The 14,783-nt window shown below is 51.9% G+C and carries 13 protein-coding genes and 1 pseudogene; 4 read left to right on the forward strand and 10 right to left on the reverse strand.

The window, feature by feature from the left end; genetic code table 11:
- From RHK62_RS12820 to RHK62_RS12835, 4 genes are all read right to left on the reverse strand, one after another.
- Positions 1 to 1,140, reverse strand: coding sequence for a DUF4335 domain-containing protein (locus RHK62_RS12820; RefSeq protein ID WP_302678478.1), 1,140 nt, complete (start codon positions 1,138 to 1,140; stop codon positions 1 to 3).
- Positions 1,140 to 1,742, reverse strand: a complete 603-nt coding sequence (locus RHK62_RS12825) for a DUF3038 domain-containing protein (protein ID WP_149821313.1) — start codon at positions 1,740 to 1,742, stop codon at positions 1,140 to 1,142. Before RHK62_RS12825 ends, RHK62_RS12820 begins: the two co-directional genes overlap by 1 nt.
- 9 nt (positions 1,743 to 1,751) lie before the next feature.
- Positions 1,752 to 1,955, reverse strand: coding sequence for a DUF751 family protein (locus RHK62_RS12830; protein ID WP_149821311.1), 204 nt, complete (start codon positions 1,953 to 1,955; stop codon positions 1,752 to 1,754).
- 94 nt (positions 1,956 to 2,049) lie between these two features.
- On the reverse strand, positions 2,050 to 2,688 hold the full coding sequence (locus RHK62_RS12835) for an HD domain-containing protein (protein ID WP_149821309.1): 639 nt from the start codon (positions 2,686 to 2,688) through the stop codon (positions 2,050 to 2,052).
- Positions 2,689 to 2,709: 21 nt separating this feature from the next.
- Between RHK62_RS12835 and RHK62_RS12840 the strand changes: the two genes are divergently transcribed.
- The 3 genes from RHK62_RS12840 (at position 2,710) to RHK62_RS12850 (ending at position 5,488) form a co-directional block, all read left to right on the forward strand.
- A complete protein-coding gene (locus RHK62_RS12840; RefSeq protein ID WP_310744299.1) occupies positions 2,710 to 3,222 on the forward strand; it encodes an SMI1/KNR4 family protein in 513 nt (170 codons plus the stop codon).
- A 133-nt stretch (positions 3,223 to 3,355) separates the two neighbouring features.
- On the forward strand, positions 3,356 to 4,702 hold the full coding sequence (locus tag RHK62_RS12845) for an AAA family ATPase (protein ID WP_302678480.1): 1,347 nt from the start codon (positions 3,356 to 3,358) through the stop codon (positions 4,700 to 4,702).
- A 3-nt stretch (positions 4,703 to 4,705) separates the two neighbouring features.
- Entirely contained in the window at positions 4,706 to 5,488 is a 783-nt protein-coding gene (locus RHK62_RS12850; protein WP_310453804.1) for a hypothetical protein, read from the forward strand.
- Between the two features lie 193 nt (positions 5,489 to 5,681).
- Here RHK62_RS12850 and RHK62_RS12855 read toward each other — a convergent pair whose 3' ends face one another.
- The 6 genes from RHK62_RS12855 to RHK62_RS12880 form a co-directional block, all read right to left on the reverse strand.
- Positions 5,682 to 6,179 (reverse strand): chemotaxis protein CheW, encoded by a 498-nt coding sequence (locus tag RHK62_RS12855; protein ID WP_206200487.1) that lies wholly within the window; start codon positions 6,177 to 6,179, stop codon positions 5,682 to 5,684.
- Positions 6,172 to 8,961 (reverse strand): hybrid sensor histidine kinase/response regulator, encoded by a 2,790-nt coding sequence (locus RHK62_RS12860; protein ID WP_310453805.1) that lies wholly within the window; start codon positions 8,959 to 8,961, stop codon positions 6,172 to 6,174. The genes RHK62_RS12855 and RHK62_RS12860 overlap by 8 nt, the downstream gene beginning before the upstream one ends.
- A gap of 2 nt (positions 8,962 to 8,963) precedes the next feature.
- The gene (locus RHK62_RS12865; protein ID WP_310453806.1) at positions 8,964 to 11,786 is read right to left on the reverse strand and encodes a methyl-accepting chemotaxis protein; all 2,823 of its coding nucleotides are present in this window, start codon (positions 11,784 to 11,786) and stop codon (positions 8,964 to 8,966) included.
- A gap of 33 nt (positions 11,787 to 11,819) precedes the next feature.
- On the reverse strand, positions 11,820 to 12,362 hold the full coding sequence (locus tag RHK62_RS12870; RefSeq protein WP_302678484.1) for a chemotaxis protein CheW: 543 nt from the start codon (positions 12,360 to 12,362) through the stop codon (positions 11,820 to 11,822).
- A 2-nt stretch (positions 12,363 to 12,364) separates the two neighbouring features.
- Positions 12,365 to 12,727, reverse strand: coding sequence for a PleD family two-component system response regulator (locus RHK62_RS12875; RefSeq protein ID WP_206200491.1), 363 nt, complete (start codon positions 12,725 to 12,727; stop codon positions 12,365 to 12,367).
- Positions 12,728 to 12,793: 66 nt separating this feature from the next.
- Complete coding sequence (locus tag RHK62_RS12880) at positions 12,794 to 14,029, reverse strand: response regulator (RefSeq protein WP_302678485.1); 1,236 nt, start codon at positions 14,027 to 14,029, stop codon at positions 12,794 to 12,796.
- Positions 14,030 to 14,297: 268 nt separating this feature from the next.
- Between RHK62_RS12880 and RHK62_RS12885 the strand changes: the two are divergent.
- A pseudogene (locus tag RHK62_RS12885) lies at positions 14,298 to 14,783 on the forward strand (hypothetical protein); the annotation flags it as partial.

Below are 14,783 nucleotides of genomic sequence, written 5' to 3' on the forward strand. Positions count from 1 at the left end.
TCAATTTTCACCAAACACTTGCACGCTTCCAGAGGGCATCAACACTAACCGCAGTAAAATCGGGCGATCGCCCCCCAAGGGACTGGCAAGGGGGCTTTGCTGTAAAGGAATTGGGGTGCGATCAATAAAGCGAACGGCTGCACCATTGAGGGGCAGCGCTTGAGCAAGGGTGCCATCGGGGTTGAGCACAATGCGGTATTCCAAACTCGTGTCTAAACTGGCCGGTGGGCGCCAACGGTCTTGAAAATAGGTTTTCACCTCCCGCAGGGTGGTTGCAGGGACGGGGGTGGTTTCGGCTGGAGGGGTGATCATTGGGGCAGGTTCAATACTGGCGGGCGCGCGGCCAGCGGGAGCTTGCACCACCACGTTATTTTGATCAGGGGGTTGCGGGGGAGGTGCCTCTTGGGGAACAGGGGGCGGGGGTGGCACGATCGCTGGGGGCGGCATTTCTGGTGGTGAGGGCAGCGGCACAAGGGTAGATGTTTCAGGGGCAGCTGGCGGCGGGCTAGGTAGGGGAGCCAGTTGTGGGGTTTCCGCAGGTTCTGGCAATTCTGGCAAAGGGGATGGCATCGCTAGGGGAGGCAAGTTAGGTTCCTCACGGGTGGCCTCAGAGGAAGTGACGACCATTGAAGCGGGGGGGATGAGCCAACGTTGGGTAACAAGGGTGAAGGCAGCAACCACACCCACGGCCACCGCTGCACTTTTGGCCCAGATTGGGATTTGAGCAACAATTGATTGGGCGCGCTCCACCAGTTCCGGCAACGGCTCCATCACGGCAGACCAGTCATCAAGAACCGTCACCAAATCGTATAGTTCTGTCAGTTGCAGAAGAATTACCTGCCCATCGGGTAGATGGAGTTCATGTTCGAGGGGCGATCGCGATCGCAGGACAAAGCCCTCTGCGGTTACTTCTGTCGGTGTTTGGTGATGACTCAGGAAAGCCTCAATATACTCGTTGACCAGCGTTTTGAGTTGATAGAGCTGGCGATCGTTGCCCTCAAAGCAGAGTTTTTCTCCGACAGCCAGTGTAAAGTGGAGCGATCGCACCGGCGCACGGCGCAGCTTCTGACTGAAGGGCAAAAATTCAGCAGCAACATCCAATTGGCAGGTGGGTTGAGAGTAGCTGAGGGTGGTACTCATTAGACATCGGAATGGGGAAACAGGGTGGGCAATTCAGGAGCTGGTGCAGGTATTGGTTCAGGTTCCACCAACGATAGTGAGGGGGGCGCGGGAGTAGTGCGTTCTAGCAGGGTGATCCAAAGGCGACGTGCCCCTTGGGGCGTACTGTAAAAGAGCAAATCCACGAGTAAATCTAAGGCCAGTTGTGCCAATTCACGACCATCGCTGCTGTTGTCGGCCATTCGCTCTTGATACAAATTGGTGAAGCGGTCAATGTAATCCCCGAGAATGGGTTCTAAGTGGGGCGGGCGACCTTGACTCGTCTGCTGTTGCCAGCGTTCAATGGCGGTGCGGATGGTTTGCTGGTGTTGCTGCGCTAAGCGGGTGCAGATCAAGGCCAAGGCACGGGCTTCATCCACATCCAATTTGCGTCGCCCATTACGACCTCGCCGCAGGGGACTTGATTGCCGCAGTCGCCATAACCCCACGCGATCGGGCAAATAGGCCTCAAACCCCATGGCTTCTGCCAATGCTAGTACCTCTGCCGAACCCACATGAGCCAAGGCTTCGAGACTCAGCAAAATCAGGTCAATTTGTGCCTTGATGGGCAGGGAAGAGGTCATCGTGCCACCTTATGCAGCGGTTAAACCCAACATTGCGCGTAACGTCAATGCCACAAATGTGAGGAGTCCCACCATGAGGCCAATAAGGGCGATCGCGCTCAGCGGACGCTTCAAAAGAGGCACCAATGGCTCAACGACATTCCACACTACGCCCAATAGAACCGTAACAAAATACCGTTGGTAGCGCAGGACATTTTCCCAAAAGCCATCCATTGATTGATGCTCCTAACTTGGTGACGCCAGTGGGCTTGAAATTGCTTTCATGATACTACTCCTGCGGAGACTCTAGGGAAGCACCACCCTTGGCCTATACCATAGGCACATAACTAGACGGCAGCACAAAGCCCTCCCGACTCACAACGGCACGGGTCAGTTCTTGGTAGGTGTGTTGCAACTGCTCTAACAGGCCTAGAGGAATAAGATGAGCACCCTCAAAGGCAGCAATCAACTCGCGGTAGTACCAAAGAACCCCCTCTCGACCCGCCCGAAAACGTGCCCAAACATCACCACCAATGTTGCCATAGTCTCTAAGAATGCACAGTAGGTTGTGCAATTTATCACTGGCGGAGACCAGTTGAGTGTCGCGATCGGCAGTGGTGCCCTGTTGGATGTGTTTGATATAGGCTAGTTTGCGAGTTGCCCAAGGCAATTTTGCATCTCCTTCTAGGGTATTGGCCACTGAATCAGAACAGGCGCGGACAATTGCAGCAACGCGATCGCCATAACGCTCACGAATAGCCTCTAGGGTCAGCAGTCCCCCTTGATCTTCAACAGCATCATGGAGCAAGCTGGCGATCGCCACATCCTCATCGGCACCATACTCAAGGGCGATCATTGATACTGCGACTAAGTGGGAAATATAGGGCACATTTGATCCCTTGCGCGTTTGTTCACGATGCAGAACAGCGGCATACTCCAAAGCATCGAGATAACGTAGAGAGGGCATCTGCTTCACCTCAAGCATCTATTGCTATTGTGCAACAGCTCTTTTCTGAAATGTGGCGTACATGAAGGGGATGCGATTCTCTTCTGTACCAGTTTTCAGAGTTTTGAGTGTCTTTGGCAGCAATACGAACTCGATCAAGACATTGGCCGCAGTTGCCAAGACCCTGATTTCTTTAGCATTTCCTTTTGGAAGAGTCGGGTGGCTTCCCAAGTTATTTTTATCAAAGGGGCGGTGAAACCGTTGATTTATTATCCCCACTGGATTCCAATTACTTGTATGAATGGTAACATTCTGCGATACATTAACCTTGACCCCGCGCCCACAGGGACGATCGGGCAGGTGATCGAGGTTTGTAACGAAAACTGTAGCTATGAAGTTCTTGTCAATTCCTTTGAAGAGTTACTCAGTCACGATGCTCAGCAGTTGATCGCAGGTGACTATCAATTCAATCCAGAGTATGAAGAAGTCATGCTTCAAACCCCCAAAAATATACTGGAGTGGGAAATGCCAGACTGGCTGGCACGCTTGGCTTAAGGGAGAATCACCATGCACTTGTCATATTTAGATCATATTATAAAGATTTGTTAACAAATTGAATTGCTTATTGTTGTCAAGGATAATTTTGTTAGATGTGCCTCTGAGCGCGCTCCCTGCATAGCGGCTTCCCATGGGCAATGAAGCAAATACGGAACAGAAAATTATCCTACCGTTGCTCAAGCAGTGGGGCTATCAGTCTTCTGAGTATCAAGCCAAACCTCGAATTGGAAAGGGCTACCCTGATTTTTTGGTGACCTTACCGATGGCGGGCGATCGCCCCCTGAACTATCTGATCATTGAGGTGAAAACCCCAGTGCAGTCCCGGCTGACGGGTGGCCAGCAATTGAGGTACTACATGGAAGCAGCGCAGGCTGTTTTTGGGTTACTCACCAATGGCCGAGAATACCACCTTTTGTATCAAAATCCCCTTAGAGAACCACTTCAACCGGTGACATGTGCTTCAGGGATCCTCGATAAACAAACCATTCAGAAACTGACTAAAATTTTACACCGCTCTGCAGCCGCTGCTCTAGTGACTGCCTTAACCCAGCAAAGGCTCAAAGTCTATCATTATTTTGAAAAGGCACTTGCAAAGAGTTTGTCTATCTCCTCAACCGCTTCTCAGGAGTCACCCATGATCATTACTGTCTTTAATCACAAGGGGGGCGTTGGCAAAACAACGCTAACCCTCAATCTTGGTGCTGCCTTTGCCACGATGGGTAAGCGAGTTCTCTTGATTGATATTGACCCACAGTCCAACTTAACCATTGGCGTCGGCATTAACCCCCTCAAAGATGTAGAAGAGCAAGGCAAGAAGGATATTGCTGACCTATTGCTAGAGCCAAAGGTTGGCCTAGAAGATGTGGTCTATCAAAGAGCTTGGGGCAACCTACACCTTGACATTGTTCCCGCCCACATTCGCCTAGCTGACAAGGAACCCGCACTCATCAGCACGATTGATATTGATCGGGTATTACAACGAAAACTCAAAAATCATGGCTATGACATTGTGCTGATTGATCCACCACCCGCCTTTGGTAAAGTCAATGCCATTGCTTTGATGGCATCTGATGGGGTACTCATACCGACGCAATTTGCTCCCTACCCTATACGGGCAATAGAGTACGTTCTAGCCCGCCTTGAGGCCATGAGGGATGCCATGGAAACTCCGCCTCAACCCCTTGGAATCGCTGTGAGTATGTATAATCGTACAACATCGGCAGCTAACTATGAGATGAAAGAGAAGTTGTCGAATATTCTTGAAAAAGCAGCCAATGGAAGACAGACCGTGCAAATTCTACCCGAATCAACATGGATTGCACACCGAGTTGTGATGTTGCGAGCCACAGAGTCTCAGCAACCGATATTTAGTAGAAAATTTTATGAAGAATTAAATCGATCAGATAAAGAATCGATTGATGATTTAACGACTTCATTTGAAAATTTAGCTCGCTATCTTTCTACTCAGGCATCATAGAGTATGAGTCACTCCAATCGCATCTCAAAGCACCTCGGCTTACATCAGACACATCAGGGTCAGATTCATATTGATTATCTGACAATCCCAGAGACCTACCCCAAAGACTTATTCTCTGCTTCACCACAACTGATCCGTGAAGACTTAGACAAATATAAAACCAACCTCATCCCCCTCATTATTCGTCCAGTCACTACACCAGAAGGTGAGACAGCGTATGAAGTGGTCTTCGGCAAGGAGATAGTTGAATTTGCCCGTGAATTGGGTATCCATCAATTATGGGCATCAAGAATTGAGCTTGAAGATGAAGAAGTTCTAACCTTCCAAGAAAGATGCAAATCTATCTTGCAAATAAATTCTAAAGATGATGGCTCTTATTCACAAAAATCAGAGAGAAGTAACTTAGTTGATCAAGATTCCCAATCAGCTATGAAATTATTTTCTGAGTTACAGAAGAGCTTAAATGACCAAAATAAGGTTATTATAAATTTTCTAGAAAAAATTTTCCAAGAATTGGATGATCTGAAAAGAAAATTTAGTGAATTGCAGCAGGATATCTCTAAAGAGACAAAGACTAATCCCAATCCACAAAAACAAAAATCTGTGCGCATCAACTCCTATAAAAGCGCTAAGAATCTTGCCAAGAGTGTTCCGAGGTTAGAGCTTAAAGAAGCTGAAAAAATTATTCAAGAAATTAAACAGGGTAGAAAATTTAAGTCTATTGATGAACTGAAGGCAATCGCACTATCAGGCCGTTGGGATGAAGTTAGCATCTCATTTGGGTAGAGCTTTCTGCAATACAGCCCTTGTAGTTATTGGATAACCCGCGGAGGCATGCAGGGTCAAACTGTTCGATTGATGAAGTGATTCGCAAGTATTGTGCTGGATGATATCTCATTCTCTATTGGAATAGCTATAAAAGTCGGTTTCATACAGCGTACTCATGGCTGGTGCGCCTCCATCTAGAAATGCAGGCAGGTTATCGCGTTTTTAGGGTGTGCAGAACCTGCTCAATATCAACGATAAAGATCGGGGGTAGCTCCTGATCTTCTTGACTACTGACCATGAGGGAACTGACGTTGTGAATACTCCCCCAGTGGAGATAGTTACTGGGAATAGGATGAATGGCATCCCGTGGAATGCGCTCAATCACGGGGGGTTCTATGAGGGGCAGGCCAAGCCATTCCCCTGCTAAGCGGGGCTGGAGAATGAGCAAAAATTTTAGCTTCTGGGTTTCTGAGGTTGAGAGGGGATCATCAAAGAGACAGCGGCCAATATCAATGACTAGAATTTCGTGATTTTCATAGGTGACAAGGCCAATCCCCCGCTGGTGGGGATCGCCATGAATAGGCGGTAAAGGAATGACCCGATAGGCCTGTGCCATGGGCACGGCAAACTGCTCTTGACGCACGATAAAGGTCAGGAACTGCTCTAAAACAACGGGTTGGCTTTGGCGGCGACGGCGGCTTTTAAGCATGGCGGATCAACTGATCAAGGGTGGCCAAGAGGTCACTTTCGCGGAAGGGTTTGCTAAAGTAGGCAGCTGCCCCTAGACGTTCTGCAAGCTGGCGATGTTTTTGACCCGTGCGGGAGGTGAGCATCATGACGGGGGTGTTTTGGCACTGGGGAATGCGGCGAATTTGAGTGAGGACGCCAAAGCCATCGAGGCGGGGCATTTCAATGTCGCAGATAACAGCGTTGACGTGTAGCCCCCCTTGGAGTTTATCAATGGCTTCCTGACCATCTTTGGCCTGCTCAACCCGATAGCCGGCTTTTTCGAGGGTACTGGCGAGAAAACGCCGCACGTTTACTGAATCATCAACCACAAGGACGGTGTCTTGGCTAGGGGCAACGGGGCTAGCCACAGGGGCATGAGAACTCTCTTGTTCTGCCCAATTAAAGAGGGCAAGGGGATCGAGTAGGGGGACAATGCGGCCATTCCCTAAAATCGTGCAGCCACTAAAACCCTTGGGCAGGGCTAATTCGCCTTCGACTTGGCGAATGGTGACTTCCTGCTCGCTCCAATAGCGATCGACCCGCAGGGCAAGGGCACTATCCCCTTGACTGACAATCATCAGGGTTGGTTCGTTAATCGCCGGTGCGCCCTCCATTTCCACGGGACGATAGGGGCGCTGAAAGTGGAAAATCTGGGTGAGGTCAATTACAGGAATGAGATAGCCTTCCCAGTCAATTAGGGTTGAGCCAAGGGTTTCGATGGGCGGGTAGCGATCGCCCAGCACCATTTCCTCGATTTCTTCGGTGGGTACCGCCAAGAGCATGCCAGTGGCCTCCACCAAGAGCACCCGTACCACTGAGAGGGTGTAGGGAATTGTAATTATAAATCGCGTGCCTTGGCCGGGGGTACTGTGGATCTGGATGTCCCCACGAATTTGCCGCAGATTGGTGCGCACTACATCCATGCCAACACCGCGCCCGGAGAGGCTGGTCACCTGTGAGGCCGTTGAAAAGCCCGGCTCAAAAATCAGTTGCCAAAGGTCGCGATCGCTCGCGGTTTCCAACCAGTCGCGGGCTAAGCCCAATCGCCGTGCCGTTTGCCGAATTTTCTCTGGATTTAGGCCTCGGCCATCATCCGCCACAGTAATAACGGTTTGGTTGCCGCGATAGGCCGCCTTTAGGGTAATGGTTCCCGCTGTGGGCTTACCAAGGGCTTGGCGTTCCTCTGCGGGTTCTATTCCGTGATCAAAGGCATTGCGGACAAGGTGCAAGAGGGGATCCGCCAACACACTCAACACCGTGCGGTCAATGAGAACGTGGCTGCCCTCAATCTCTAAGTTGACATTTTTACCATGCTCGCGACTCAATTCGCGGATTAGGCGAGGATAGCGGTTGGCCAGATCCGCAAAGGGGCGCATCCGCACTTGCGTAAACCGAGCTTGAAGTTGCTTGGCGGTGCGGTTGAGATCACGGCCAGTGCGTTCGGTGTCCTCTAGGCTCAATTCCAAATCGCTGGTGATTTCCTGCACTTGGACAATGGTTTCCATCACCTCTTGGGAGAGCAGATGCACATCGGTATAGCGATCGAACTCGAGAACATCGAAGCCATGCTGATTTTGGGGATTAAAGTGATGGGGGGCACTGACACGGTCATACTCTGTGCGCAGACGAAAGTTGGCACGCTCAAGGGCACGCACTTTTTGCTTGAGACCCACTAGCAGATCATGGAGGCGTTCCCGTTGTAAATCCAGACCATTACACTCAATGAGCAATTCCCCCATCAGATCACTCAGTTGATCCAACTGATGCCCCGGCACCCGCACGGTCATTTCCTTGGGTTCTTGGGGCTGGGGAGTTACTGGGGTGGTCTCAGCCTCTGGCGCAGGGGAAGGGGCTGCTGTAGGGGTGGGTGGGGGGGACAATAAATCACCTAAGGAGAAGGTCTCCACTTCAGCACTGGCAAAGTCCTCGACCCCTAATTCTTGATTGAGGTTGGCCAGCGGTAAATCAATAATGGTTTGATCCTCGTCCTCCTCTTCGTCATCGGTTTCCGGGATTTCCAAGCGCGTGGGCAGAGCGTCAAGTTGACCAGTGATCACAAGGGCTTGACAGCGTCGCCATTGCTGCACAATGTGGGCAGCCGCTGCGCTGACATCACAGTTGGGTTGCTCCAGATAGGCACTGACGGAGGCACAAAACTCAGCAAATTGAGGCAGTTCGAGCATTTGTCCGAGGCCTTCCAGTTCTTGGGCGGCGATCGCCAGCTCCTCTCTGAGGCAGGGTTGGCCGGGGGTGTCCAGAACAGTTTCCAAGCGTTGTAGGCAGGCTTCCACCTCGGTTTCAAAGAGAACCACCCGCATCTGCTGGCCATCATCGCCACTGAGGAGCGTCAAATCATCCTCCGCCGTGGGATCGCCCAAGCGTCCGTGCAACTCATTCAAAAGTGGCTCGACTTGGGTGCGCCACCAGCCCTCATTGGGGTTCACGCCTTGGCGATGGAGGGTAATAACTGCTTGCAGTTGATCCACTGCTTTGAGCAGGAGGTGTTGCACCTCGACATCGTCGCAGGGGCGCGATTTCAAGACCTTGAAGAAATCCTCAAGGCGATGCGCCAGTTCACTGAGGGACATAAAGCCCATCATCGCTGCCCCCCCTTTAATGGAGTGAGCCGCCCGCAGTACAGCATCAATCATCCCCGGCTGGTGGGAGAGTTCCAGTATCCCTGCTTCAATCGTTTGCAGGTAGTCCTGAGCCTCCTCGAGGAACTGGAGACGAATCGTTTCCTCAACGCCGGGTTCGGGCATGGTTATCCCTCAGCAGTCACCTTAAAGATGTTGACGGAGTTTTGGAGTTCTTGGGCCATGTCCACGGTGGCTTGCAGCGACTCAGAAATCTCTTTGGATGTGGCCGACATCCCCTCTGAGACCTTGGCAAAATCGCGCATCAACGTGTTCACCGTATTGGCGGTGCGGGCTTGGGAGACAGTAGCTTGGGAAATGGACTGCACCAACTCGTCAATGTGCTGCGACACCTGCACAATTTCTTGGAGATTCTGCTTGGTTACCTCCACAAGGCGGGTGCCTTCAACCACCTGAGCGGTACCTGTTTCCATGGCACTCACCACCTCATGGGTTTCCTGCTGAATTGTTTCTACGATGTGCTCAATTTCGCGAGTTGCCGCTGCCGATCGCGCCGCCAGTTCACCCACCTCTTCGGCAACCACAGCAAAGCCGCGGCCTTCTTCACCGGCACGAGCCGCCTCAATACTGGCATTGATGGCCAAGAGGTTGGTTTGTAGGGCAATTTGGTTAATCAGCGAAATCACCTTGGAAATCTGTTGCGAGGATTCGCCCAAGCGTTTCACCTTTTTGGCGGTTTCGGCCACGGTTTCCCGCAGGTAGAGAATGCTATCAACGGTGGCATCCATCGTTTCACCACTGATGACCGCTCGCTCTGAGGCTTTGCGCGCCACTGCTGCCGCCTCGTTAGCACTGTTGGCCACGGATTCAATCGAGCTGGCCATGGCTTCAACGGCATCTAGCATCCGATTTACTTTCTTGGCTTGCCGCAGCGATTCTTCCGCCAGCTCAGTCATGGCTGTCTCATCCGCCAAGAGGGCGGTGTTCACTTTTTCCGTGGTCGCTTTCACTTGCACCACCACATCCCGCAGACTCTCAATGAGGGAGTTGAAGATGTCGGCAACGGTACCAATTTCATCGGCGGTGATGTCGGCCCGTACCGTCAGATCCCCTTGGGAGGCGGCCTCGACTTCGGTGAGCAGGTTAATCAACTGCATTTGAATGCGTTCCGTACGCTGCTGTTGCTCCTGGGCAAGGCGTTCGGCCTCTTTTTGGGCAGCGGTGGTCTGCTCCAGAAATTTGCTGCGCTCAAGCACCAGTCCGGCTTGGTTGGCCAACTGGAGGAAAGCATCAATTTCGGGCTGCTGCCACTGACGCGGCTCACTGCACTGGTGGGCAATTAAAAGCGCCGCCAATTTTTTCTCCACCAACACGGGAACGACTAAGTTGGCCCGCACCTTCAACGGAGCAAGTTGTTTGAGGTGGCACTCCGTCAGACCCGCATTGAGAATGTCTGCCGTGGCTTGCACGCGCCCTTTGGTGTAGGCATCAACCCAATTTTGACGGAAGCAGGGATCGTCAATCACCTGTTCGAGGGCTTGGGGCCAGCCGACGGCTACAGACTCGGCAACGACTTTGCCGACATAGTTCTCATCAAATTCATAGAAGATCACGCGATCGCACCCCAAAAGATGGCGCCCCTCATTGACCAGATTATCGAGAATTTGCTGGCGATCGCTCTGCTGGGTTAAATGGAAAATACTATCGCGCAATTGTTGTGCCCGCCGAGCCGCCTGTTGGGCTTCAGTGAGGGACTGTTCTAGCCGTTCAGCCATCTGGTTAATCGTGCGGTTGAGGGTTGCCAGTTCATCATCCCCCTCCACAGGCAGACGGGTTTGGAGATCCCCTTCACCAATTTTCGTCACCGCCTTGGTGGCTCGCAGCAGGGGTTGAATCTCGCGATCGCTGGCATAGATGGCAATTGCTGCCACCACAATGGCCGTGACCCCCACCCCTAACAGGAGGGTCCAAGTGAGGTTTCGCAGCGGTCTGAGCGCATAATCGCGATCCGTATCTAGGACAACCGCGGTAAACGGGTGGTTAGCACGGGCGTAGCTAGCAAACTGAAACTTGCCATCAGAGCGGCGTTGTTCAACCAGCGTGCCCACTGCGAGGTTGGTTTCCCACTGTTGACTGAGTTGGGGAAAGACTTCCGCCAAGGGTCGGCGCTGCAACTCTGGGATAGAGGCAGCCACGATTTTTCCCTGCGACCCTATCAGGTAAAAATTTTCATATTGGTTATGCTGATAGTCTCGCAAGGCCTCTTTAAGGCTACTTTTGGGTACCCGTAACCGCAGCACTGCCGTGATTTGCTGGTTTTGGGGATTGATCAGGGGCATTGCCAGAAACAGCCCGAAAGGACGGCTAGGGGCAGGCAGCGACAGCGTAGGCTCAAGCGTTAAAACCAAGCCCCGAGTTTGGATTGCCAGCTTAAAGTACTCGTGATTTTGGAGAATGTTGTTGGCTAGCTGGTTGCCTGCTGCAGATTGGGCAATGACAGTCCCTTGGCCATCGTTGGCAATGATGGCGGCACTGTCGAAACGAGCAGAGTTCTCAACAAACTCATTCAAAACCCCTTCCAGCTTGCGGCGATTCCGCTGCTGAAGTTCTGCAGTATAGTGCCTGTTTAAGAACAGACTGATAAGCCGTGCATCCCCTTGCCGGTCTTGCAGATACTCATTCAGCGCCCTTGCGGCATCCCCTACCTCCTGTTGTTCGAGTGAGATAACCTGCTCTATGAACTGTTGCCGTACCAGTTGATTGGCCACGAAGCCCACCCCCACCATGGGCAGTGTAGCCAAGACAACAGCATGGGTAATGAATTTTGGACGAAGACCCCAACCCCTGCGCCGTGGCGAAGGAGGCGGCAAGGGTTGTTCAGGGGATTTGCCGTTGGTGGTTGCTTTTTTCTCCTCTAGGGGAGGGAGTTGGTAGTTCAATACCGACGGTGGTAGAGGGGGAATATCAAGGGAGGGTTTGGCAGTGGTCATTGTTGGCACATCCTAACAGCATTAACAGCAGGGCTATCCGACATCAACAGCAAGAACACTTGAGCAAGACCTTTCGGCGATCGCTGCCCCATCAAGGATAAAGAACAACTCCTCTCCTAAGCGACAACAGCCTTTGAGGTAGGGAACCAGCGCCGCACTCACTGTACCCACAGGCGATTGAATGGCTCCCTCGGCAAGACGGATGATCCCCCGTACCTCCTTGAGCGCCAATCCTAGGTATCCCTTGGGGGTGTGCAGCAGCGCGATCGTCAACACCGAAATATCCGCATCCAGTGGCTCCAAGTTGAGCAAGTGGGCTAAATCCAGCACCCAAACAATGCGGTTACGAAAGTTCAGCAGTCCCATCACCACTGCGGCCATATTAGGAATCACCGTGAGCTGTTGCGGTGGGATCACCAACACCTGCTGAATCTCAGTCATCGGCAGCAATGCCGTTAATTGGTCGTGGATAACCAAACGCAAATAGGGCGCCCCTTGGGGGCGATCGCGTAGCGTACTCTTTGGGGAATCGCCCCGCCCTTCACCATGATTCAACCAAGGTGCTGCCCCAAGCATCGCTACACCACCACCGACTTCAGTGCCCGCAGGAGATCCTCACGGCTGAAGGGCTTCGTGACATAGGCATCTGCCCCCTGCTTCATTGCCCAAAGGCGGTCTAGCTCTTGGTTTTTCGACGTGCAGACAACAATGGGGAGCTTTTCTGTTTCCGGATTTTTCTTGAGACTGCGGCAAAGTTCAAATCCGCTCATCCCTGGCATCACCACATCCGTCACCACCACATCGGGCTTGTACTGCGTGACTTTTTCTAGAGCCTCCTTGGCATCGGTGGCTGCAATGACGGTATAGCCCGATTCCTGAAGAAGCGAGGTAATCAGTGCCATTTCCGAGGGGGTATCTTCCACCACTAAAACCGTCGTCATGTCATCTCCCAAATGTCAATTCAAATAATCGATTACTGTCAATATACTGCCCACAGGTTGCCTGTACTACGTCAAGTACTGAAACACCATTTTTAAGAGTTCCGCTTGGGTAAAGGGCTTGGTCATATAGTCCGTCGCTCCCACGAGGCGGGCTTTAGCGCGGTCAACGAGACCCGTGTTACCCGTGACCATAATGATCGGCACTGACTTAAAGCGTTCATGGTTGCGAATGACTTTACAAAACTTATAACCATCAATGTTGGGCATCCCCACGTCCAGCAGGATCAGATCTGGATTGAGGCGCATCACCTCCATCAGGGCTTTTACAGAATCATTGAGGGCAATGACTTCAAAGGCATCATCCGCCAAAAACCGCTTAATTTCATTGAGCATGGTCGGACTATCGTCAATGCAGATGATCCGATAGGTACGGTTTGGCACTTTTGAGGTAAAAAAGCCACTGCCCAAATCGCCACTCTCCTCTGTAACGGTAGGCGTGGTTTCCTGCCACAAACTGGCATCAAAACTGGGCAGCAAATCAAAGGGATGTTGCGGCTCACGAACGACTACGGCTCCTTTATCAATCAAGGGTAAGAGGCTACGCACCAAGGCAATTTCATTTTGGTTCATGAGCACGGCCAAGTGGCGGAAGCTAAACCCCCGCAACATCGACCCCAAGCGTTGCTGCTGCTCTGGGGTTAAATTGAGTTGCGCACCACTAAAGAAGTAGGGGCGCTGAAAAGGCGAGACAATTTTGTGGCCAAGGCTGAGCCACTGCTGAATTCGGGATTTGCACTGCTGAATCAGTCGGGTGGCGTCAAAGCGGCTGACAATTGGCACTTCAACATAGGGCACAAGTTGATGGTGACCGCTCTTGAGATATAAAAACGACTCTAGGACTTCAACGATTAGCCCCTCGACTAGATGGCTAAAGTGCTCTGGGGTAATGATGTCTTGAGTAAGCAACCAGCGCAGACTCTCATATTCATAGATCGGGGTGGGGGTGTTGGCCTGTTCCCATTGCTGTCGGACTTGGACACGTAACTCGCGATCCAAGGCGGAGACGTCCCAGCTCAGTTGCCGCAAATGGCGCTCAAAGCGATCGCCCGGTTCAATCGTGTGGGTAGCATAGACAATACTTCCCTGATCAAAGTAGAGAAACCACTGCTGCCCTTGAACGCTCACCCTGAAGCAACCTGTGCCTCCTGAAGTGCTGAGTTGCTGGAGTAATCGTTCCGGCTGAAGCGTTTCTGTAAACTGTGGTGTTCCCCCGCCACTAAAACCGCGATCTGATGTCATCATATTTAGCCTCCGAGCTGCTACCCCCACCGAAGTTTCGTCCTACTCCGGCAGCAACCAGCGATATTTGACAATAAAACCAATTGAGATGTTTTCCTCTCCTTAAAGTGAGAGATGTGCTTCAGAATACTGGTGTGTTGATTATACTAAGCGGTATCGGCGAAAAAATGAAAGAAAACTTCAGAAAAGTTAATGACCTTCACAAAGGATAGTAGACTACACCCCTTTTCTAAAAAATGACGATGCCTCTGCTTTTTTGCGACTGTTACCAATGACCTCTGCACTCGAAGAAAAACTACGGACAGCGTTCTCGCCAGAACAGGCGCACCTACTGGCGGAAGTAATTCGCGAGGCCTATGACGACTTGGTGAAGGCCAAAGACTTTAACGAACTAAAGGCGATTGTCGCGGATCTGGCGCAAGCCCAGAAGCGCACGGAAGAACGGGTGGATCAACTGACTCTCACTGTTGCAGAACTCGCTCAAGCCCAGAAGCGCACCGAAGAACGGGTGGATCAACTGACTCTCACTGTTGCAGAACTGGCACAAGCCCAGAAGCGCACTGAAGAACGAGTGGATCAACTGGCGGCAGCCCAAGAGCGCACCGAGAGAGCAGTGAAACAACTCGCACGCCAAGTCGGCGGCCTTAGTGAAGCCTTGGGTGGGTCGCTGGAAGACCTCGCCCTTGAGGTGGTGCCAGAGATTCTGGAATATCGCTGGGGCATGGAAATTGAGTTCTGTGACCGCGACACCCTCCCC

This window comes from Thermosynechococcus sp. HY213 (genome assembly GCF_031460975.1).
Lineage (GTDB): Bacteria > Cyanobacteriota > Cyanobacteriia > Thermosynechococcales > Thermosynechococcaceae > Thermosynechococcus.

What these genes read in the sequence shown, in the direction of transcription:
- RHK62_RS12820 (WP_302678478.1), bottom strand. Translation starts at nt 1,140, where the DNA reads ATGAGTACCACCCTCAGCTACTCTCAACCCACCTGCCAATTGGATGTT.
- RHK62_RS12825 (WP_149821313.1), bottom strand. Translation starts at nt 1,742, where the DNA reads ATGACCTCTTCCCTGCCCATCAAGGCACAAATTGACCTGATTTTGCTG.
- RHK62_RS12830 (WP_149821311.1), bottom strand. Translation starts at nt 1,955, where the DNA reads ATGGATGGCTTTTGGGAAAATGTCCTGCGCTACCAACGGTATTTTGTT.
- RHK62_RS12835 (WP_149821309.1), bottom strand. Translation starts at nt 2,688, where the DNA reads ATGCCCTCTCTACGTTATCTCGATGCTTTGGAGTATGCCGCTGTTCTG.
- RHK62_RS12845 (WP_302678480.1), top strand. Translation starts at nt 3,356, where the DNA reads ATGGGCAATGAAGCAAATACGGAACAGAAAATTATCCTACCGTTGCTC.
- RHK62_RS12850 (WP_310453804.1), top strand. Translation starts at nt 4,706, where the DNA reads ATGAGTCACTCCAATCGCATCTCAAAGCACCTCGGCTTACATCAGACA.
- RHK62_RS12855 (WP_206200487.1), bottom strand. Translation starts at nt 6,179, where the DNA reads ATGCTTAAAAGCCGCCGTCGCCGCCAAAGCCAACCCGTTGTTTTAGAG.
- RHK62_RS12860 (WP_310453805.1), bottom strand. Translation starts at nt 8,961, where the DNA reads ATGCCCGAACCCGGCGTTGAGGAAACGATTCGTCTCCAGTTCCTCGAG.
- RHK62_RS12865 (WP_310453806.1), bottom strand. Translation starts at nt 11,786, where the DNA reads ATGACCACTGCCAAACCCTCCCTTGATATTCCCCCTCTACCACCGTCG.
- RHK62_RS12870 (WP_302678484.1), bottom strand. Translation starts at nt 12,362, where the DNA reads ATGCTTGGGGCAGCACCTTGGTTGAATCATGGTGAAGGGCGGGGCGAT.
- RHK62_RS12875 (WP_206200491.1), bottom strand. Translation starts at nt 12,727, where the DNA reads ATGACGACGGTTTTAGTGGTGGAAGATACCCCCTCGGAAATGGCACTG.
- RHK62_RS12880 (WP_302678485.1), bottom strand. Translation starts at nt 14,029, where the DNA reads ATGATGACATCAGATCGCGGTTTTAGTGGCGGGGGAACACCACAGTTT.